The sequence below is a fragment of the Thermoanaerobacterium sp. RBIITD genome (assembly GCF_900205865.1).
Taxonomy (GTDB): Bacteria; Bacillota; Thermoanaerobacteria; order Thermoanaerobacterales; family Thermoanaerobacteraceae; genus Thermoanaerobacterium.
In genome coordinates, this window is sequence record NZ_LT906662.1 from 1,985,036 (window position 1) to 2,007,572 (window position 22,537).

At 33.5% G+C, this 22,537-nt stretch carries 16 protein-coding genes; 15 read left to right on the forward strand and 1 reads right to left on the reverse strand.

The annotated features are described in order from the left end of the window. Positions 1–297 precede the first annotated feature (297 nt). The 8 genes from CPG45_RS09550 to fusA all read left to right on the forward strand — a co-directional run bounded on the left by CPG45_RS09550 (position 298) and on the right by fusA (position 13,770). Positions 298–2,616, forward strand: coding sequence for a vitamin B12-dependent ribonucleotide reductase (locus CPG45_RS09550; RefSeq protein WP_096231690.1), 2,319 nt, complete (start codon positions 298–300; stop codon positions 2,614–2,616). Between the two features lie 209 nt (positions 2,617–2,825). After that, on the forward strand, positions 2,826–4,490 hold the full coding sequence (locus CPG45_RS09555; RefSeq protein WP_096231691.1) for a sensor domain-containing diguanylate cyclase: 1,665 nt from the start codon (positions 2,826–2,828) through the stop codon (positions 4,488–4,490). A 157-nt stretch (positions 4,491–4,647) separates the two neighbouring features. Beyond that, on the forward strand, positions 4,648–6,600 hold the full coding sequence (locus CPG45_RS09560; protein ID WP_096231692.1) for a BglG family transcription antiterminator: 1,953 nt from the start codon (positions 4,648–4,650) through the stop codon (positions 6,598–6,600). A gap of 1,014 nt (positions 6,601–7,614) precedes the next feature. Further along, positions 7,615–8,004 carry a PTS sugar transporter subunit IIA gene (locus tag CPG45_RS09565; RefSeq protein WP_096231693.1) on the forward strand — a complete coding sequence of 130 codons (390 nt, stop codon included), beginning with the start codon at positions 7,615–7,617 and terminating at the stop codon, positions 8,002–8,004. A 79-nt stretch (positions 8,005–8,083) separates the two neighbouring features. Then, complete coding sequence (locus CPG45_RS09570) at positions 8,084–9,124, forward strand: PTS fructose transporter subunit IIC (protein WP_096231694.1); 1,041 nt, start codon at positions 8,084–8,086, stop codon at positions 9,122–9,124. Between the two features lie 55 nt (positions 9,125–9,179). After that, on the forward strand, positions 9,180–9,494 hold the full coding sequence (locus tag CPG45_RS09575; protein ID WP_096231695.1) for a PTS fructose transporter subunit IIB: 315 nt from the start codon (positions 9,180–9,182) through the stop codon (positions 9,492–9,494). A 384-nt stretch (positions 9,495–9,878) separates the two neighbouring features. Then, positions 9,879–11,606, forward strand: coding sequence for a phosphoenolpyruvate--protein phosphotransferase (gene ptsP, locus CPG45_RS09580; RefSeq protein ID WP_096231696.1), 1,728 nt, complete (start codon positions 9,879–9,881; stop codon positions 11,604–11,606). Between the two features lie 127 nt (positions 11,607–11,733). Then, positions 11,734–13,770: an elongation factor G gene (fusA, locus tag CPG45_RS09585; RefSeq protein ID WP_096231697.1), complete on the forward strand. Its 2,037-nt coding sequence runs from the start codon at positions 11,734–11,736 to the stop codon at positions 13,768–13,770. Between the two features lie 90 nt (positions 13,771–13,860). On the opposite strand, the gene CPG45_RS09590 is transcribed toward fusA, so the two are convergent. Next, positions 13,861–14,838 (reverse strand): polysaccharide deacetylase family protein, encoded by a 978-nt coding sequence (locus CPG45_RS09590; protein ID WP_096231698.1) that lies wholly within the window; start codon positions 14,836–14,838, stop codon positions 13,861–13,863. Positions 14,839–14,964: 126 nt separating this feature from the next. On the opposite strand from CPG45_RS09590, the gene CPG45_RS09595 reads away from it, so the two are divergent. From CPG45_RS09595 to radA, 7 genes are all read left to right on the forward strand, one after another. Beyond that, entirely contained in the window at positions 14,965–16,179 is a 1,215-nt protein-coding gene (locus tag CPG45_RS09595; protein WP_096231699.1) for an NAD(P)-dependent malic enzyme, read from the forward strand. A 62-nt stretch (positions 16,180–16,241) separates the two neighbouring features. Beyond that, positions 16,242–16,430, forward strand: a complete 189-nt coding sequence (locus CPG45_RS09600) for a hypothetical protein (protein WP_096231700.1) — start codon at positions 16,242–16,244, stop codon at positions 16,428–16,430. Positions 16,431–16,589: 159 nt separating this feature from the next. Then, entirely contained in the window at positions 16,590–17,045 is a 456-nt protein-coding gene (locus tag CPG45_RS09605; protein WP_096231701.1) for a CtsR family transcriptional regulator, read from the forward strand. Positions 17,046–17,060: 15 nt separating this feature from the next. Then, positions 17,061–17,588, forward strand: a complete 528-nt coding sequence (locus CPG45_RS09610; RefSeq protein ID WP_096231702.1) for a UvrB/UvrC motif-containing protein — start codon at positions 17,061–17,063, stop codon at positions 17,586–17,588. 9 nt (positions 17,589–17,597) lie between these two features. Continuing rightward, positions 17,598–18,605 (forward strand): protein arginine kinase, encoded by a 1,008-nt coding sequence (locus CPG45_RS09615; protein WP_096231703.1) that lies wholly within the window; start codon positions 17,598–17,600, stop codon positions 18,603–18,605. Between the two features lie 18 nt (positions 18,606–18,623). Continuing rightward, on the forward strand, positions 18,624–21,056 hold the full coding sequence (locus CPG45_RS09620; protein WP_096231704.1) for an ATP-dependent Clp protease ATP-binding subunit: 2,433 nt from the start codon (positions 18,624–18,626) through the stop codon (positions 21,054–21,056). Between the two features lie 114 nt (positions 21,057–21,170). Then, positions 21,171–22,523 carry a DNA repair protein RadA gene (gene radA, locus CPG45_RS09625; RefSeq protein WP_096231705.1) on the forward strand — a complete coding sequence of 451 codons (1,353 nt, stop codon included), beginning with the start codon at positions 21,171–21,173 and terminating at the stop codon, positions 22,521–22,523. Positions 22,524–22,537 lie beyond the last annotated feature (14 nt).

Consider the following 22,537-nt stretch of genomic DNA (forward strand, 5'->3'; position numbering starts at 1 on the left):
CAAGTATAAAAAAGTTAATAAATCAGAGCTGGAGATAAAATTAAAGGCCCTTTTTTATTCGTATATACCAGAAAATAATAAATAAAGGAATATCTACACTTTAATATGCAAAATAAAAAATTCAATTTAACTAGTATAAGCTCGATAAAATGTTATAGATAAAATATTTGAGTAAAAATCTTGGGTAAATAATTGTATTTTGGATAATGCCTATTTGAAATATACACAATAAGATGTATAATAAAACTATAACCTATACAAAATATTGTGTATTATACATATGAGGAGAGATTAAATATGAAGATAACAGAGAATTCTAAGAAGGTTCTTGAGAGGAGATATCTTGCAAAAGATGAGAACGGTCAACTGATCGAGACTGTTGAAGGCCTTTTTGAAAGAGTTGCTAAGACAATCGCTGAGATTGATAAAAAGTATGATAAAAATGCTAATACAGAAAAACTCAAGAGAAAATTTTATGATATGATGACAAATCTTGAGTTTTTGCCAAATTCACCGACGCTCATGAATGCGGGAAGGCCATTGGGTCAGCTTTCGGCATGTTTTGTTCTTCCTGTCGGAGATTCGATGGAAGAGATATTTGACGCGGTTAAATTTGCAGCAATTATTCATAAAAGCGGTGGTGGAACAGGCTTTAGTTTTTCAAGACTAAGGCCAAAGGGTGCAACCGTAAAATCAACTGGTGGTGTAGCATCAGGCCCTGTTAGCTTTATGAAGGTATTTAATTCTGCGACAGAAGCCGTGAAACAGGGGGGGACACGAAGGGGTGCCAATATGGGGATACTCAGAATAGACCATCCTGATATATTGGAATTTATTCAATGCAAGAAGGATAATCATGAGATTACGAATTTCAATATAAGTGTTGGACTGACAGAAGGCTTCATGAAAGCCGTAGAGGAAAACAAGGATTATGAACTTATAGATCCACACACGAAAAAGGTTGTAAATAAGCTTAATGCAAAAGATGTGTTTAAACTAATAGTTGAGATGGCTTGGAAAAATGGTGAACCAGGTATTGTGTTCCTTGACCGCATAAATGAGAAAAACCCGACACCTGCAATAGGTGAGATTGAATCGACAAATCCTTGTGGTGAACAACCACTTTTACCATATGAATCCTGCAATTTAGGATCAATAAATTTAAAGAATATGCTAAAAGAGGAAGATGGTAAATATATTGTTGATTATGATAAATTAAAAGATACAGTACATTATGCTGTGCACTTCCTTGATAATGTAATAGATGCAAATAAATATCCACTACCACAGATAGATGAGATGACAAAAGGAACCAGAAAAATAGGCCTTGGTGTCATGGGATTTGCTGATATGCTTCTCATGATGGGGATTCCATATAATTCAGAAGAAGCGGTTGAGTTTGCAGATCACCTTATGGAGTTTATCGATAATGAGTCAAAAGAAGCATCAATAGAACTTGCACAAAAAAGAGGCGTATTTAAGTACTATGATAAAAGCATATACAAAGAAAATGGACTGAAGCTCAGAAATTCTACGACAACGACGATTGCACCAACGGGTACAATATCGATCATAGCAGGAACTTCCAGCGGCATTGAGCCATTGTTTGCCATTGCTATGACGAGGAATGTTATGGACAATACTGAGCTTGTAGAAGTTAATCCTGTATTTAAAGAAGTTGCAATAAAAAGGGGATTTTATTCAGAGGAACTGATGAGGGAAATAGCGAAGAAAGGAACTTTAAAGGACATAGAAGGCATTCCTGAAGATGTAAAGAGAGTATTTGTAACAGCGCATGATATTGACCCTGTATGGCATATAAAGATGCAGGCGGCATTCCAAAAGCATGTTGATAATGCTGTCTCAAAAACAGTTAATTTCAGACACGATGCAACAATTGATGATGTCAGAGAAGTGTATGAACTTGCATATAAATTAGGATTAAAAGGTGTAACAATTTATAGAGACGGTAGCCGTGATACACAGGTACTGAATCTGGGTATTAAACAGGATAAAAAAGAAGATATAAAGGGAAATAAGAAAGACAAAGAAAATGACAATCACATCGTACCAAGGCCTAGACCACCTATTACAAAAGGCATAACAGAAAAAGTTAGAATTGGCTGTGGGAATTTGTACATCACAGTAAATTATGATGACGAAGGAATATGTGAAGTGTTTACAAATCTCGGAAGGGCCGGTGGATGTCCATCACAATCTGAAGCGACAAGTAGACTAACATCAATAGCTCTAAGGTCTGGAATAGATGCGAAGTCAATTGTCGAACAGTTAAAGGGCATAAGATGTCATTCGACCCTAAGACAGATGGCTAATAACAAAGATATAAAAGTGTTGTCATGTCCCGATGCCATTGCTAAGGTGATAGAAAAAGTCATGAAGCTAAAAGTAGAGGAAGAAGAACATTTCGCACCAATCGATGTACCTATAAACAGCAATGGAAATGGGAATAATGGCAATGAAACCGAATTAGAAGAAGCAGCATTTACAGAGGATGTACATGCAAATGAACATATATGTCCGGAATGCGGCAATAAAATTGAGCATGAAGGCGGTTGTGTAGTTTGCAAAAATTGTGGATACTCTAAATGCGGCTAAAATAAATTTAAACTAGGACAAAGAACCATCCCCTGTCAGGGAAAAAATTTCCCTAGATAGGGGAATTTTTTTAATACTATTTCAAAAAACGACATATTATGAATAATCTCTATGATATAATTTCATTAATATGAATTTTAATAAAATTAATTGAAGAATTTTTTAAATTAGCATCGAATAATTCTATATTAAACCAAGAGGGGATAAACATGGGGAGAAACAAAGAACTTGTTTTTAATACATTATTAATTTTAACAGGGTTCTTATTACTAATATTTTCATGTATATATTACGGTATTAGAATAGATATAAAATTATTTCTTTTACTTCTTTCTGCAATGTTGATACTTGACAATTTTGGTATCGGATATACTGATATTAAACTTTCTATAAGCCCAATAATAACAATTGCGACATTTTTGATATATGGAACAGTTGCTGCTACATTAATTAGTATGGCATCTATTATGATTGAGACAATATTTATAAGGAAAAAACTGAAAAATGGGATATTAAATGGAGCTATGTTCGCAATTATATACATCGTTTCAGGGAGGCTTTTTGAATTATTAGGTGGAAAAATCGGTTTATTCAACATAAGTCAATTGAAGTATATAATTATCTATGTATTATCAAGTTACATTATAAACTATTTCATATTGTATTATGCATTAAGGGCACAAGGGAAAGTACTCTTTAAAGAGTACTGGAATGAAAGCTCTATACTTGAATTAATATCATATTTAATAACGATTCCTGTTGGCATATTTATTGCCAATGTATATTTGAAATGCGGTATTTTATTATTTATTATGCATATAATACCGATAATCTTATTAGCATATTTTATTAAGGTATTTAGAGACCTTTTTAAAGCAAATCAGAGACTTAATGCGTTATATGAGATGGTGAAGATAATAAATTCTAAGTTAGATCTTGATAAAACACTTGATGCGATTGTATATGCTACAGAGAAAGCTGTTGCTATATCTGCTATGGCTGTATATATAAAAGATGACAATGATTTTGCGGTTAATCAGAAAATTAAATGTGCGGATGATGCAAAAAACGCATTTAAGGATGCATATATGAAAAATGAGGGCCTAATAGGAAAGATTATATTTGAAGGGAAATCAGTTATAATAGGCAACTTAAAAAGTGAAAAGCATTATTTTGATAGTGATATCTCACAATATTACGATTCTGCTATTGTTGTGCCAATTAAAAGTACAGATAAAATTATAGGATGTCTTTCTGTCTTTCAAAATGAGGTGAATGCTTTTGATAATGAATCATTGAAGATTATGGAAGCCTTATCAGAGCAATCAGCAATAGCCATATTGAATGCTAAAAGATATTTTGAAATAAGTAAAAAATCTATTACAGATCCACTTACAAAAACCTACAATAGGAGGTTTTTCGATCAAGCATTGTGTAATGGAATATTAAAGTCATCTGAAGATAGAACACCGATAAGCTTGATAATGTTAGATGTGGACAAATTTAAAAATATCAATGATACATATGGGCATATGATAGGTGATATTGTATTGTGTGAAATAGCATCAAGGATTAAAGGTTGTGTAAGAGGGGATGACATTGTAGCAAGATATGGGGGTGAAGAGTTTTCCGTGATTTTACCCAATCTTGTTGCAGAGCAAGCCTGTGTTATAGCGGAGAGAATAAGATATGAAGTATCATCAAAACCAATAAAGACAGATAGTGGTGACATCTATATAACAGTAAGTGCTGGTGTTGCAGATTATCCTCATAAAGCCGAATCTGCAGAAAAGCTCATAAGCCATGCAGATAGAGCGTTATATGCTGGATGTAAGACAAAGGGAAGAGATAGGGTTGCTGTATATGAAACTTAATTTTAAATGATTAATATTTACCATTATAATGTGGAAGTAAAAATTACGTTTACAAGCATTGAATTATTGGGACTATATAGTATAATATAATATAACTAAAGGTTAAAGCAAATAATTTAAAAGTTACCATAATAGATATGGTAAAAAGGTGAACAAAATGGAAAGAGAGTTTGAAATTATAAAGATACTTTTAAATAGTAAAGAACCTATAGTAGTAAATAAGTTAGCTGAAAGATTAAATGTTTCCAATAAAACCATAAGAAATGATCTTAAAAAAATAGAACATTATGTAAGCAGAAAAGGTTTAAAAATCGTAAAAAAGCCAGGTATAGGTGTGATGATTGAAGGACCTGAAAATAAAAAATTAGATTTAAATACTGAGTTAAAAAATAGTTTAAAGTTTATAGAACCTTTTTCACCTGAGGCGAGAAAAAATTATATATTAAAACGACTTTTTATGTGCAAAGAAAATATAACTATAAAAGAACTTGCTGAAGAACTTTATGTTAGCAGAGTAACTATACACAAAGACCTTGAAGAAGTAGAGAAATGGCTATCCAAATATAATTTAAGCTTAATTAAAAAAACTAACTATGGAATAGAAATATCAGGTAATGAAGAAGACTGGCGTAATGCTGCAGCAAGTCTAATTGTTGCGAATAAAGAACAGAATGAAATTAAAGAGCTCTTATATGATGATTATACTGGCAGAATAGATTATAAGACTTTGATTCAGCTTAAAGAACTGATAGATATCGATTATAAAAAACTTGAAAAGATAGTTTCAAATACAGAATCGAAACTTAAATTCAGATTTTCTGATGAAGCATTTATAAGTCTTATAATTCATGTTGCTATATCTATAGAAAGATTGAAACATAATAAGGATATCAGATTATCAGATGATGTTCTTGCAAATTTAAAGCAGAACGAAGAATATTCGATAGCTGAAGAAATGGCAAAGGAAATTGAAGAAATTTTCGATGTTAATTTACCGGATTCAGAAATAGGGTATATTTTGTTGCATATTCTTGGCGCAAAAATGCAACAGAATAAACTACAAAATATCAATATTAACATTGAAAATGATGAAAATATCAATATGGCTGTTACTATGGCAAAGGAAATAATAAAAATTGCGGAAAGGGCTTTATCAATAGATTTCAGCAATGACAATCAACTTTTAAATGGATTGATACTTCATTTAAAACCGACTATCAATAGACTAAGGTATGGATTAACTTTAAGAAATCCAATATTAAATGAAATAAAAGAGAATTATCCAGATATATTTGGGGTTGCTTGGATGACAAGCATTGTTTTTGAAAAATATCTCGGTAAAAAAGTAGGAGAAGAAGAACTTGGTTATATAACATTGCATTTGGGAGCGGCCTTTGAGAGAGCAAAGAAACCATTAAAAGTTTTGGTTGTATGCACAAGTGGCATTGGGACTTCTCAACTTCTTGCTGTGAGGTTGGAAAGGTGTTTTAGGCAAATTGAAATAAAAGATATAATATCTTCAATTGCTTTGCATGATAAAAATATGGATGACATAGATTTTATAATATCTACTATTCCCATAGAAAATGATAAACCAGTTATAAATATTACACCATTATTAACTCAAAATGACATAAAAAAATTAGAAAATTATATTCAAAATTTTTATGAAGATAAAAATCAAAAATTTGCTGATATTGAAATAATTGATTTTAATGAGTATATAAGCAATAAAGAAAAGTTATTAGAAGCTATCACAAATGTATTGCATCGTAAGGGTTATGTTAAAGAAAAATACTTAAAAGACGTTTTGTATAGAGAGAATGTTTCATCAACATATATTGGCAATGGTATTTCTATACCACATGGAAAGCCAGACAATGTAAATAAATCAGTCATTTCTTTTACAAGGCTTAAACAACCTATAAAATGGGGTGAAGAAAATGTAAAAGTTGTTTTAATGATATGCATTGCAAAAAATGACGTTGATAAAGCAAATCAATTTTTCAGAAGATTATATAATAATATTGATAATAAGGAATTTTTAGATATGATATTAAATTCAAATAACATAAAAGATATAGCAAATATGTTAATGAAAGAAAATTGAGAGGTCTAAATTTCTATTGTTTTGTCAAGTTTTTTGTGTAACTTTTTTAAGCAAACCTTATATTATTGTTAAAACTTATTAATTAAAATAATATATCATACATGTCAGAATATTGTGATATATACTTATTCATAACCGGCATGATTACTATTTTATTTAATTTCTCGTTTGACAAGCCCGAAGCTTTGCGGAGTTCATTTTAGGCTTGATAATTAAGAAAAAATAAATATATGCTATATGAAGCCGGTTTTACGAATTTACTTATTATCACCATAACGTTTATTAAACATTTCTTGCAATTGTGTATATGCTGTGGCAAAACCTTTTAATTTCCTTGTTGATCATTTTTCATTATAATCCTGTATTACCATGTAAACTATTTTTTCTATGGCTTTTTCATTAGGTAAACTTATTCATTGCCTTTAATCTTTTACGAAACTTTATATATGTTTTTTCTATCCAATTTGTTGTATGTATTACACTTATTATGCTTGTTGGGCAATCCATAAATGTTAATAATACAGGTAGGTCTCTTTCCCATGATTCTACTTACTTAGGGTATTTTTGTTCTCATTTTTCTACATACTTAATAACCATAACTGTAATGTTTGTTGTAGCAGCTGAGTTTTTTTTATAAATGTACTCACATTTCATGTACTCATACCATACTTATACATGTTTATTATAGCCTTTTTAAGCAAATTTTCGTGGCACTGATACGGCTCAAATTTTATTGTTTAAATTAAATGAAAATGATAATATACAAAATAATAGGAGAAATTCTAAAATAAAATTGTGGAAGAAATAAATAGAAATTTCTCGAATATAATTAATAAACTATTACCACAGTGATGAGGAATAAAATATTACGTTTCAACCTATTGTATAAAAGCAATTAAGCAGTATAATATAAATAGAAGTGACATTAAATTAATAAATATTGTTACCTCATACGATGTGGTAATAATATTTATTAATATTGAATGTTAAATAAATGTTTGGAGGGGAAAATTTATGATAATAAACGAAAATCTAATTATGCTGAATCTAAAAGCAAAAAGTAAAGAAGATGCAATTATAGAACTTTCAAAGCTTGCTAAAAAAGAAGGAAAAATCACTTCTATTGATGTTTATACAAAAAGTGTATTCGATAGAGAAAAAACATATACAACAGGGGTTGGCAATGGTATAGCAATACCACATGGTAAATCGGAAGCAGTAAAGGAGGCGATGATTGTATTCGGAAAAACAAATGACGGTATAGAATGGGAATCTCTTGATGGAAAACCAGTTAATATTATTTTTTTATTAGGGGTTCCCGACAAAAATGTAAACAATCTTCATTTAAAGCTATTATCACAATTATCCAGAAAACTCATGAATGAAGACTTTGTAGAAAGCTAAAAGAAAGCAGTAACAAAAGATGAAATTTTAGAGGCTTTAAATGACATTGATGTTAGTTAAAAAAAGGAGGATTTTTGTTATGAAGGAAGAATTAAAAAGAGTAAGAGAGTACTTGATGACAGGTGTATCATACATGATACCAATTGTTGTAATTGGAGGTGTCTTAATAGCGTTTTCCATTGCACTAAGCGGAGTACAGGCGGGTAAAGGTGCTGTTATAACAAATCCTGTACTTAAAAATATGAATGATATAGGCTCGGCTGCATTTTCAATGATGGTGCCAGTTCTTGCGGGATTTATTGCATATGGCATAGCAGAGAGACCTGGTATTGCACCTGGGCTTGTAGGTGGTGTATTAGCGAATCAGTTGAAAGCTGGATTCTTAGGTGGTATAGTAGCAGGTTTTATTGCAGGTTACATTGCGAGATGGATAAAAGGATGGAAAATTCATAAAAATTTAAGACCGCTTATGCCTATCTTTGTAATACCTATACTTACGTCATTGATTGTTGGTGGACTAATGATTTATATACTTGGTAATCCTATAGCTGCAGCTATGGCGGGATTAACAAATTGGCTGAAATCGATGTCTACAGGTAATGCTATAGTTTTAGCAATGATTATGGGTGCGATGATAGCATTTGACATGGGTGGTCCTCTTAATAAGGTTGCTTTCTTATTTGGCACAGCCATGATTGGAGAAGGAGTGTTTACAGTAATGGGACCAATTGCAGCTGCAATATGCGTACCACCACTTGGAATGGGCGTTGCTACTCTTTTAGCACCAAAAAAATATTCCAAAACTGAAAGAGAAGCTGGATATGGTGCACTTGCAATGGGACTAATAGGAATTACTGAAGGAGCAATACCGTTTGCAGCAGGTGATCCTTTGAGAGTAATACCATCTATTATGATTGGTTCGTCAGTATCGGCAGCAGTTGCAGCTATATTTAAAGTTGGTGATCATGCACCACATGGAGGACCAATAGTACTTCCGGTTATCGATAATAAAATAGGGTTTATTATTGCTGTATTAATAGGAATAGCATTAACTGCTTTTTTAGTAAATGCTTTAAAGAAAAATGTTGATGAAAAAGATGAAGAGGAAATAACTACCTAAATTGTGGTATAATTTATATGGAAAAAATTAAAATAATAGGGAAGAGGATGATATAATGAAAATAGTTGCAGTTACGGCTTGTCCTACAGGAATTGCTCACACATATATGGCGGCTGAAGCTTTAGAAAAAGCCGCGAAAGAACTTGGTCATATGATTAAAGTAGAAACCCAAGGGTCTATTGGTACAGAAAATAAAATTACAAAGAAAGAAGCAGAAGAAGCTGACCTTGTAATATTCGCGGCGGATATTCCAGTGAAAGAGGAATCAAGATTTAAAGATAAGCCAATATACAGGACAGAAGCACAAAAGGCGATAAAAAATGCAAAAGCTGTCGTAGAAGATGCAATTAAATTACTAAATGTGAAATGAGGAAGTTAATTCTTCCTCTTTTTGTGTGCACGGTATGTGCTCAGCTTTGACTGTGAAAGTTTATTGCGGTGGTTTATAGCACAAACTGTTAGCCTAAGACAAGAGTGTCAATTATAAGACCCGTTACCCACTAAAGGTGGGTGGAGAAAGAAGTCAGCGGTAAAAATTCCAGCCTGACGAACAAAAACTCCATAAGGAATACATAAGCCGGATGAGTTTGCAAAACAAAATCTAAATTATTAATGAACCGTCGCATACCGATCGGTACATATTTGTTTTTAAAGAGATATTTCAAACAATAGTTTTGTTCTATTGAAAATTATTAATATTTTATATTATAATTATTCTATAATATTCGATAGTATAAAATAAGGAGGCAAAAAGATGTTAAAAGGTGTTGCGGCATCACCGGGTATCGCAATAGGCAAAGTATTTCTATACACAAAAAAATTTGCTGAAATTAATACCCGAAATATCGATGTATCTATGGTAGAAGATGAGATCGCAAAATTTGAAAATGCAATTAAATTAACAAAAGAACAAATTGAAAAGATCAAAGAAAAGACAGAAAAAGAATTTGGCAAAGATAAAGCTGAAATTTTCGAGGCACATCTGATGCTAGCAAATGACCCGGAGCTTTTTGACGCTGTTATAAATATGATCAAAAATGAGCATATAACGGCTGATAATGCAGTCAATCAAGTAATAGAACAGCATGCATCAATGATGGAGTCCTTAGATGATGAATATTTAAAGGAAAGGGCAGTTGACCTAAGAGATGTAGGCACCCGTATAATCAACAATTTACTTGGTACCGTCAATATTAATTTATCAGAATTGGATGACAACGTGATTATCATTGCAAAGGACTTGACACCATCTGATACTGCCACTATGAGAAAAGAAATGGTCCTTGGTTTTGCGACAGATGTTGGTGGAAGAACATCCCACACAGCTATAATGGCACGTTCATTAGAAATACCTGCTGTCGTTGGAACGGGAAATGTAACACAAAGTGTAATTGGTGGGGAAACCGCTATAGTAGATGGCAATGAAGGAACTGTAATAATAAATCCAGACTCGACTACACTTAAGGATTATGAAGATAAACTTATAAAATATAAGACAAAAGTTGAAAAGCTAAAAAAGTTAAAAGATTTACCGGCTATGACAATCGATGGCAAAAAATCATTGCTCGTTGCTAATATTGGGATACCGGAGGATGTTAAAGGTGCATTAAATAACGGTGCGGAAGGAATAGGATTATTCAGGACAGAATTTTTATATATGAATAGGAATGATTTCCCGACAGAAGAAGAGCAATTTGAGGCATATAAGTATGTTGCAGAAAAAATGAATGGTAAACCTGTTACAATAAGAACGCTTGATATAGGCGGTGATAAGAAATTACCGTATTTAAATATGCCTGATGAAATGAATCCCTTCCTTGGTTACAGAGCAATAAGGCTTTGCCTTGATGAAAGAGAGATGTTTAAAACACAGTTAAGAGCTCTCTTAAGAGCTAGTGCATATGGAAATATCTTGATAATGTATCCAATGATATCATCTGTTGTAGAAGTCAGAAAAGCTAATGCTGTATTGAATGAGGTGAAAGAAGAGCTTGATGTTAAAGGCATCAAATATGATAAAGATATAAAAGTCGGCATAATGGTAGAGATTCCATCTGCTGCAATGACTGCCGACATTATTGCTAGAGAGGTTGATTTCTTCAGCATAGGAACAAATGACCTTTGCCAGTATACTCTTGCTGTTGATAGGATGAATGAGAAGATAAAAGACTACTATAAGCCATTTAATCCTGCAATATTGCGACTTATAAAGAATGTGATAGATGCCTCCCATAAAGAAGGCATATTTACGGCTATGTGTGGTGAAATGGCAGGGGATCCTCTTGCGGCAGTGATTTTGCTTGGATTAGGGCTTGATGAGTTTTCCATGAGCTCAAGTTCAATACCAAATATAAAGAATATCATAAGAAATGTGACATATGAAAGGGCGAAAGAGTTTGCTTCATTGGCACTTACGATGTCTACGCCTGATGAAATTGAAATTGCATCAAAAAAGCTTTTAAATAGTATAATTGAGGAATAAGATTCCATCTCTGGTATAAGATAATAGTACCAGAGATTTTTTTTTAAAAAACCTATTAAAATATGAAAGGAAATTAAAAAAAAATATAGAATAATAATAATATAAGCAATAAGATAGGGGGATATATATGAAAGATTATAAAACAAATCAAATAAGGAATGTAGGATTGATTTCACACGGTGGAGCAGGTAAAACTACACTGACGGAAGCACTATTATATAATGCTAAGGCTATAGACAGAATGGGCCGTGTTGAGGATGGCACAACAGTTTCAGATTATGATCCTGAAGAAATATCAAGACAATTCTCTATATCTACATCAATTATTCCTATTGAATGGAAAGATAATAAGTTAAATGTGCTTGATACACCTGGGTATTTTGATTTTTTTGGCGAGGTTGTGAGTGGACTTAAGGCTATAGATAGTGCGGTACTCGTTGTTTGCGCAGCATCAGGCGTTGAAGTTGGTACTGAAAAATCATTTCACTTAATATGCAAAGAAAAGCTACCATCTTTAATCTATATTAACAAGATGGACAGAGAAAATGCCGATTTTTATAAGACTTTAAATCAGTTGAAAGAGAAGTTTGGAAACAAAGTTGTTCCTATGACGTTACCTATAGGTAGTGAGCAAAGTTTTAAAGGGTATGTAGATCTTATTACACAAAAAGCATACGTTTACGGGCAAAATAGCATTGAGGAAACTGCTATTCCAGATGATATGAAGGAAAATGTATCGACAATAAGACAGGAACTTATTGAAGACATCGCAGAAAACGACGAAGCATTGATGGAGAAATTCTTTTCTGGTGAAGAGCTCACAAAGGATGAATTGCTTCATGTTTTAAAAGAAGGTGTTAAATCAGGTGAAATATTACCTGTATTATGTGGTTCAAGTTTAAAAAATATAGCAATTGATAAATTGCTCGATACCATTGTAGAAATACTTCCATCACCAGACGAGGTAAGTCGTTTTGGTGTTACTGCTGATATAAATAAGCCCTATTCCGCATTTGTTTTTAAAACGATAGCGGACCCTTTTGTAGGTAAATTATCTATTTTTAGAGTGCTGTCTGGTAGCATATCATCAGATTCTACAATATATAACGGCACAAAAAAGACCAATGAGAAAATCGGGCAGCTTTACCTTCTAAGAGGGAAAAAGCAGATACCGATTCAAAAACTAATCGCAGGTGATATTGGTGCCTGTGCAAAATTACAGGTAACGATGACAGGGGATACCCTTTGTGATCCAGGAAAACCTGTGACATTTGAACCTATTCATTTTCCTGAGCCAAATTTAGCATTAGCAATTGAGCCTAAAACAAAAGGCGATGAAGATAAAATAAGCAATGGTCTTCAAAGGCTCCAGGATGAAGACCAGACATTTAAAGTCGAAAAAAATGTTGAGACAGGTCAGGTTATCGTATATGGCATGGGTGAACAGCATATAGAAGTTTTATCAAAGAAGCTGGAGAGCAAGTTTGGTGTGGCTTGTGAATTGACAGAGCCTATTATACCATATAGAGAAACAATTAAAGGCAAAGCAAAAGTTGAAGGAAAGCATAAGAAACAAACAGGTGGACATGGACAATATGGCCATGTGTGGATCGAATTTGAACCATATAAGGGTGGAGAATTCAAATTTGAGGATAAAATATTTGGTGGTGCTGTACCAAAGCAGTACATTCCGGCTGTTGAGAAAGGATTAAGGGAATGCATAAAAGAAGGCGTTCTTGCAAAGTATCCTGTTGTAAATATTAAAGCTACGCTATTGGACGGTTCATATCATCCAGTGGATTCCTCTGAAATGGCCTTTAAAGTTGCTGCATCATTAGCATTTAAAAAAGGGATGGAGCAGGCAAGTCCAGTTCTACTAGAACCTATAATGCATGTAGAAGTAACAGTTCCAGAGGAATACATGGGGGACGTCATAGGCGATTTAAATAAAAGAAGAGGCCACATACTCGGCATGGAATCAAATGAAGGATTAGAGGTTGTTACAGCGGAAGTTCCACAAGCGGAAATGTCTAAATATGCCACAGATTTAAGGTCTTTAACACAAGCAAGAGGGGAATTCAAGATGTCTTTTGCAAGGTATGAAGAGGCACCATCTATAGTGGCTGAAAAGGTCATAGAAGCAAGGAAAAAAGTTCAAGAATAAGAAAATGGGGCTTAAAGTTATATTTAAGCCTCATTTTCTTAAGTACCACCTTTTAAAAAATAATTAGAAATGTTACTTTCCATTTTATTGTCAATTATTAAGTTGAATTATCTTCTTAAATTGATCTAATGTTGTTTTCGGCCCTATAAATTGCCTTTTCAATGTAAAAGGATTGTCATTTGGCTTAACATATCCTTTTTCCATAGTAAATGCCATTGTATATCCGATATTTTTTAGTATGTCTATCAAATGATTAGTATATAGTCCATATGGATATGCGAAATACGAAGAATTCAATAGATTTCTTGAATATGTGAGGTCATTTATAACAATGTCGTCACTGCTTGCAAGCAAACGAGTTTTGCCTGGTGCAACAAGGTCATGAAGATTCCTCGTATGGCTTTCAAAGGAAAAAACATCACTTGAAAGCAACATCTCTTTGTAACTTAGATACTGTATACCCGATGGGTCAAATAGCGATGATTCATTTTTTAAATTACCGGTAATAACGAATATACTTGCCTTAAAACCGTATTTTTTTAGGATCGGATATGTATAGATGTAATTGCTAAGATAGCCATCATCAAAGGTTATAACAACAGTTTTCTTTGGGAGTTTGAGGTTACACTTAACAAATTGCTCAAGCTCTTTTAAAGTAGCTGTTTTGTAATTATTGTCATGCAAAACTTTCATCTCTTCTTCGAAATCCTCTGCATTGATGATTGCCTCGTTGTCATTAAACTTATTTTCAGATTTTTTTAAGATATGATGGTACATTAAAACTGGAATTTCAGTAGCGTATTCTTGTGTATCCAGAGATTGTGAACTTTGTAAGCTATTAGGTGTAGTTACATTTAAACCAATTGTATTATCATTTTTAGTTTTATTATTCTTTACCACAGTATTTGGATCAATAGATTTTTTTAAAGAAGTTTTTGATGATGTATTTGAATTCGAAATACTAGGTATTTTCTTATAAGTATTTACTGATTTATTGTACGATCCAGTTAATATTATAGATAATATGAATATAAAGAATAATATTAAAATTGCTTTACGCCTCAACATGGCAATCGAAACCCCCTTTAAGAGGCTTATTTTAACTTTATTATATCACATTTATTTAGTAATAGATATTGTTAAAATAATGAGATATAATATTTGTAATATGTAATACATTTAAGGAGGATAATTATGGATTTAAAAGATGAGGCATTGAAATTACATAAGGATAATCATGGCAAAATAAGTATTGTAAGCAAAGTCAAAATTAATGATGCAAGGGACCTTTCTTTAGCGTATACGCCTGGTGTTGCAGAGCCTTGCAAAGAGATACATAGTAATTCAGATCTTGCATATGATTACACAAACAAGGGCAATTTTGTTGCAGTTGTTACAGATGGCTCGGCTGTATTGGGTCTGGGTGATATCGGCGCAATGGCAGGTATGCCTGTAATGGAGGGTAAAGCAGTTTTATTTAAAGAATTTGGCGGAATCGATGCTTTTCCTATCTGTTTAGGCACAAAAGATGTTGATGAGATAGTAAAAACGATCATAAATATTTCGCCTACCTTTGGCGGCATAAATCTTGAAGATATTTCTGCACCAAGATGCTTTGAGATTGAAGAAAGGCTCAAAAAAGCTCTTCAAATTCCTGTTTTTCATGATGACCAACATGGGACGGCTGTAGTTGTTTTTGCTGGACTTATAAATGCACTTAAAATAGTGAACAAAGAACTTAAAAGCATAAGAGCAGTAATAAATGGTGCAGGTGCTGCTGGAATTGCCATCGCGAAGCTTTTAATAAATGGTGGAATAGGCGATGTAATTATGTGCGATAGAAAGGGCATAATTTTCGATGGAAGGCAGGATTCGGACCCATCAAAAATTATGATTTCTAAGATTACTAATAAGGATAAGCTTAAAGGTTCATTAAAAGATGCTATGTTCGGCGCAGATGTGTTTATAGGCGTATCAGCACCAGGTGTTGTGACGTGTGAAATGGTGAAGTCTATGAACCATGATGCAATAGTATTTGCAATGGCAAATCCAATACCTGAAATATATCCTGATGAAGCAAGAGATGGCGGCGCTAAAATAATTGGCACAGGGAGGTCAGATTTTCCAAATCAGATAAATAATGTACTAGCATTTCCGGGAATTTTTAGAGGTGCGCTTGAGGTTAGAGCTATGGAAATCAATGAAGAGATGAAAATACAATCATCCTATGCAATAGCAAGCCTTGTTTCAGATGATGAATTAAAAGAGGACTATATAATACCGAAAGCCTTCGACAGAAGAGTTGCTCAAAAAGTTGCTCTTAATGTAGCAAAAGCTGCTATGGATACTGGTGTTGCAAGGCTTAAAATCGATTTAAACGAATTAGAGAAAAAATTAAAAAATTTATAAGTATGAATTAACCTCCTTTGCTAAAAATATAGTATAAACGCATTTATAAAGGAGGTTTTTTTATGCTTTTTTATCATAGGCTGTATAGAATATATGGTCAAAACAATGAAGAATATAATGAATTGGATGATGAGACAAAAAAGATAATGCCTAAGCATAAAAGTTTATATTTATTAGAAAAAAGTAAAGATGATTATATGAATATACGTGACAATGAAGAAATTGAGACAGATGACGATAAGGTGGAATAATGAGATATATTTAGAAATATTAAGATATATTGATATAATTTGCGGAATTCAATAGTTATAATACGTAATGCCTGAAATTTGGTATTGACATATAGCCAAATAAAAATAAAATAATAAGTGAAGGTCAAAGAAAGTCAAAGTAAGAGAAGTGGTGATGGGATGGCTAGATTAAGTGATTTAATTGAGGATTTTATAAAAAGCTTGATTGATGAGGCTGATAAGGAATATATAGAAATCCAGAGAAATGAACTTGCTAACATTTTTAACTGTGCACCATCACAAATAAATTATGTGCTCGAGACACGATTCAATCTTTCAAATGGCTATATTATTGAAAGCAGACGTGGTGGTGGTGGCTATATAAAAATAATCAAAAAGCCAGTATCAAAAGACTGGGCATCACAGCTTATTGACAACATTGGCGACAATATTACAGAAAGCAGAAGTAGGCTATATATAGATACATTATTTGAACATAATCTTATCACAGAAAGGGAAGCAGCAATGATGAGAGCTGTGCTAAATGAGAAAATTTTGCCCGTAGCACAGTATGAAAAGCCAATATTGAGGGCAATACTTCTAAAAGTAATGCTTGCAGAACTTTCTAATCATTAAAAAGGAGTGATTATTATGTTGTGTGATAAATGTAAAGAAAGACCTGCGACAGTACATTATACCCAGATAATAAATGGTGTAAAGACCGAGATGAATCTATGTGAACACTGCGCACAGGAGGAAGGGCTTTTAAGTAGCGATACTTTTTCGCCATTTACAAATTTCACCCCATTTTCAGTGCAAAATTTACTAGCTGGACTTATGAATTTTCTTCCTGATACAGGTGGTTCTTTTATAGAGGAGCAGCTAAAATGCGATAATTGTGGTATGACATATGATAGATTTAAGGAAACGGGAAGGCTTGGATGCAGCAGATGTTATGACTTTTTTGCAGATGAACTAAATCCTTTAATAAGGAGAATTCACGGTAGCATTGGCCACAGAGGCAAGATTCCAAGAAAAACTGGTGGAATCTTAAGGGCAAAGAGAGAAATAGAAGAATTAAAGGCAAAACTTGACAAAGCAGTAAAGGAAGAAGCTTATGAGGAGGCTGCTAAGCTTAGAGATAAAATCAGAGAACTCGAAAAAAAGTATGGAAAGTAGGTGAAAAAAGTGTTTGACCATGACAATGATGTAGTGTTATCGAGTAGAATTAGGCTTGCAAGGAATCTAAAGGATATTCCTTTCCCGTCTGTTATGAGTGATAAAGATGCACTTAAGGTAAAAGAGGATATTAAAAAAGCAATATTTGATAGTAAAACTATTCTTTCAACGCAATTTGCTGAATATGACATGAATAAAATAAGTCCTTTGGAGAGGCAATCACTTGTTGAAAGGCATCTAATAAGTCCAGACCTTGCTCAGAACACTAAGAATGGATGTGCACTTATTAAAAACGATAGTAGTGTTAGCATAATGATAAATGAAGAAGACCATTTAAGAATACAGACTCTCTTTAGTGGTTTAAATTTATTGGATGCATGGGATTTGGCAGATAAGATAGATGACCTCATAGAGGAAAATGTAAATTATGCCTTTAATGAGAAATTAGGATACCTTACATCATGTCCAACAAATGTTGGCACAGGCATAAGGGCATCTGTCATGGTTCATTTACCAGCTTTATCAATTACAGGACAAATAGGGAATATATTAAACTCCGTATCGAAGATAGGGATAACTGTAAGAGGTATGTATGGTGAAGGAACACAATCATTAGGCGATATATACCAGCTTTCAAATCAAGTGACACTCGGACAGAACGAGAGGGAGATCATTGAGAACCAAGAAGGGATAGTAAAACAAATAATTACGAATGAGAGACAGGCAAGAGAAGATTTGTACAAGAAAAGAAGAATACAAATTGAAGATAGAGTAGGTAGAGCTTATGGTCTTATTACAAATGCAAGAGTTATGTCGACACAGGAGTTTATGAGACTTATATCTGATGTAAGGTTAGGGGCTGTTCTTAATATCATAAATATAGACCTTAAAAAAATTGATGAGCTGACTACACATATTCAACCGGGAAATTTACAAAGAATAATAGGGAAGCAATTAGAGCCATATGATAGAGATGTAAAGAGAGCTGAATATGTAGCAAAATTAATAAGAGGATAAAACAGGAGGTGTATTTATATGGCGATGTTTGGTAGATTTTCAGAAAAAGCACAGAAAGTTTTGTATCAAGCACAGGAAGAAGCACGATCACTCTATCACAACTATGTTGGGACGGAGCATATTCTTTTAGGGCTTATAAAAGAAGAAGACGGCATTGCATCAAGGGTCCTTAAAAATTTAGGCGTAAATTATGATGACGTAAGGTCCAAAGTAGAAACATTGATTGGTATGGGCAATGTTCCTGGTGATGTTGTTGGATATACTCCAAGGGCGAAAAGAGTCTTAGAGTTAAGTTTTGCGGAGGCTAGAAGATTTAATACAAATTATATTGGTACAGAACACATTTTATTAGGGTTGATAAGAGAAGGCGAAGGTGTTGCTGTAAGGATTCTCATGGAATCCGGAATTGATTTTAATAGGGTTAGAGAAGAAATAGTAAAAATGGTTAGTGAAGAACCATCGGGTGCACCTAATAAAACACAAAAAGCTAAAAATACAAACACTCCAAATTTGAATCAATTTGGCAGGGACTTGACCGAATTAGCAAGGGAAGGTAAGCTCGATCCTGTAATAGGCCGAGAGAAAGAGATAGAAAGGGTAATACAAATATTAAGCAGAAGAACAAAGAATAATCCATGCCTTATTGGTGAACCTGGTGTAGGTAAGACAGCCGTTGCAGAAGGCCTTGCCCAAGAAATAGAAAATGGTACAATACCTGAAATCCTCAAAGGGAAGAGGGTTGTTACATTAGACATGGCATCTATGGTAGCAGGTACTAAGTACAGAGGGGAATTTGAAGATAGGCTTAAAAATGTTTTAAATGAGGTTATAAAGGCAGGAAATGTAATACTTTTTATCGATGAAATGCATACGATAATAGGTGCTGGTGCAGCAGAAGGTGCAATAGATGCATCTAATATTTTAAAGCCTGCACTTGCAAGAGGTGAAATTCAAGTCATAGGGGCAACAACAATAGAAGAGTACAGAAAATATGTTGAAAAAGATCCTGCATTAGAGAGAAGATTCCAGCCTATAACAGTTGAAGAACCAACCGTTGAAGAGACTATAAAGATATTGAAGGGCTTAAGGGACAAATATGAAGCACATCATAGAGTGAAAATAACAGATGAGGCAATTGTAGCAGCCGCTAAATTATCACATAGGTATATAACAGATAGATTTTTACCAGATAAGGCGATAGACCTTATAGATGAAGCTGCATCAAGAGTTAGACTAAAAACAGTTACAGCTCCACCCGAGATTAAGGAGCTTGAAGATAAAATAAATATGCTAAATAAAGATAAGGAAGAAGCTATAAGAACACAGGAATACGAAAAAGCTGCTAAGATTAGAGATGAAGAGCAGAAAATAAAGGAACAGTTGGAAAACTTAAAATCAAAATGGCAGCAAAACTCCTTAGTTAAGGATAAAAGTGTAGGTCCAGAAGAGATCTCACAGATTGTATCACTATGGACTGGTATTCCAACAAAGAAATTAGAGCAGGAAGAATCTGAAAGATTATTACACTTAGAAGAAATACTTCATAAGCGTGTAATTGGTCAAGATGAAGCAGTAGAAGCTGTTTCAAGGGCTATAAGAAGAGCAAGAGTAGGCTTAAAAGACCCTAAAAGACCTATTGGATCTTTTATATTCTTAGGACCGACTGGTGTCGGTAAAACTGAGCTTAGCAAAGCATTGGCAGAAGCGATGTTTGGAGATGAATCTGCTATAATTAGACTTGACATGTCAGAATACATGGAAAAGTTCTCTGTATCGAGGCTTATTGGTTCGCCTCCTGGATATGTTGGCTATGAGGAAGGTGGAGAGCTGACTGAAAAAATAAGAAGAAAGCCGTATTCCGTCGTCTTGTTTGATGAGATAGAGAAAGCACATCCGGATGTATTCAATATTCTACTGCAAATCCTTGAGGATGGAAGGCTTACGGATTCAAAAGGTAGAACAGTAGATTTTAAAAATACTCTAATAATTATGACATCAAATGTCGGCGCACAATTGATTAAAAAACAGACTACACTGGGATTCATGCCTAAAGATGAAACAGATAAAGCATCATATGAAAAAATGAAGGACAATGTCCTTGAAGAGCTTAAAAAAGCATTTAGACCAGAGTTTTTAAACAGGATAGATGATATCATCGTATTCCACCAACTAACAAAGGACGACATTAGAAAGATTACAGACCTCATGATAGATGAGCTCAACCGCAGGCTTAAAGATAATAATATAAGCCTAGAATTTACAAATGATGCTAAGGAAGAATTATTAAAAGAAGGCTATGATGCCACATATGGTGCAAGGCCATTAAGACGTGCGATACAAAAAGTTGTAGAAAATGAACTTTCGGAACTAATGTTAAAAGGCGAAGTTAAAGCAGGTGACAAGGTATTAGTAAATGTAAAAGATGGCAAATTCGACTTCTCTAAAGTATAATCTCTAAATTATTAAGGACATTCTTTCAATAGAGAATGTCCTTATTTTTATTACTTAATAATGATATAATGGATACAAATATAGTTAAGTATAGTTAAGAAAGTCGGTGACATCGTGAAGAAAACAAAGACGAAATTTGTATGCCAACAATGTGGCTTTGAAAGCATAAAATGGATGGGAAGATGCCCAAACTGTGATGAATGGAATACATTTGTGGAAGAGGCTATTGAGAATTATAATAAAATAGAACAAAGTGAACCCTTAATGTCAAATGTGGAGCTTTTGAGGGATGTTGAGGTAAAAGGTGAAGATCGGATTAAGACGGGCATTGGTGAATTCGATAGAGTCTTAGGTGGCGGTATTGTACAAGGGTCATTGGTTTTAATCGGTGGTGAGCCGGGGATTGGAAAGTCCACAATGCTATTACAGGTATCTGATATTATGTCAAATTTTACAAAAGTACTTTATGTTTCAGGTGAAGAGTCCCCAAGACAGATTAAGATTAGGGCTGATAGAATCATCAAAGGGAAAGAAGATATATACCTTTTATCTGAAACAAATATAAACAATATTGAGAGGCATATAGAAAAAGTATCACCCGGATTTATGATAATCGATTCTATACAAACCATGTATACGGAAGAAAGCAGCACTATACCAGGAAGTGTTTCACAGGTGAGACAGGTAACACAGCATCTTATGAAGCTTGCAAAGCAAAACGGAATTACAATATTTATAATTGGACATGTAACAAAAGAAGGTTCAATAGCAGGCCCAAGGGTTTTAGAACACATGGTAGATACTGTTCTTTATTTTGAAGGTGATAGAACACAGTCATTTAGGATATTAAGAGCATATAAGAATAGATTTGGTTCAACAAACGAAATAGGCGTTTTTGAGATGATGGTGGACGGACTGAAAGAGGTCAAAAACCCATCTGAGCTTCTTCTATCAAATAGAGAATCAAATGCTCCAGGTACAGCCGTTATAAGCTCTATGGAAGGCACAAGGCCATTACTTTTAGAAGTTCAGTCTTTGATATGTCATACTAATTTTGGCTTGCCAAGAAGGATGTCGACAGGTATTGACTACAATAAATTTGTACTAATTCTCGCAGTCATTGAGAAGAAATGCGGTCTTAATTTATCACAATCAGATGTCTACCTCAATGTTGCAGGTGGTTTGAAGATTCAAGAACCAGCAGTAGACTTAGGCATTGTTGCCGCAGTTATTTCAGGCTACTTAAACGTACCTGTGCCGAATGATTATTGCTTTACAGGCGAAGTTGGCTTAACTGGTGAAGTAAGAGCTGTAGGAAATTTGGAGAGAAGAATAAGTGAAGCAAAAAAGATGGGATTTAAAAAAATATTTGTACCTTATATGAAAGTAAAAAGTATAGATGATATAGAAATCATTAAGATAAGAAATATAATAGAAGTTTTAAATAGCTTAAAAAAACTTAAATAAGTGGGGTAAAGCCC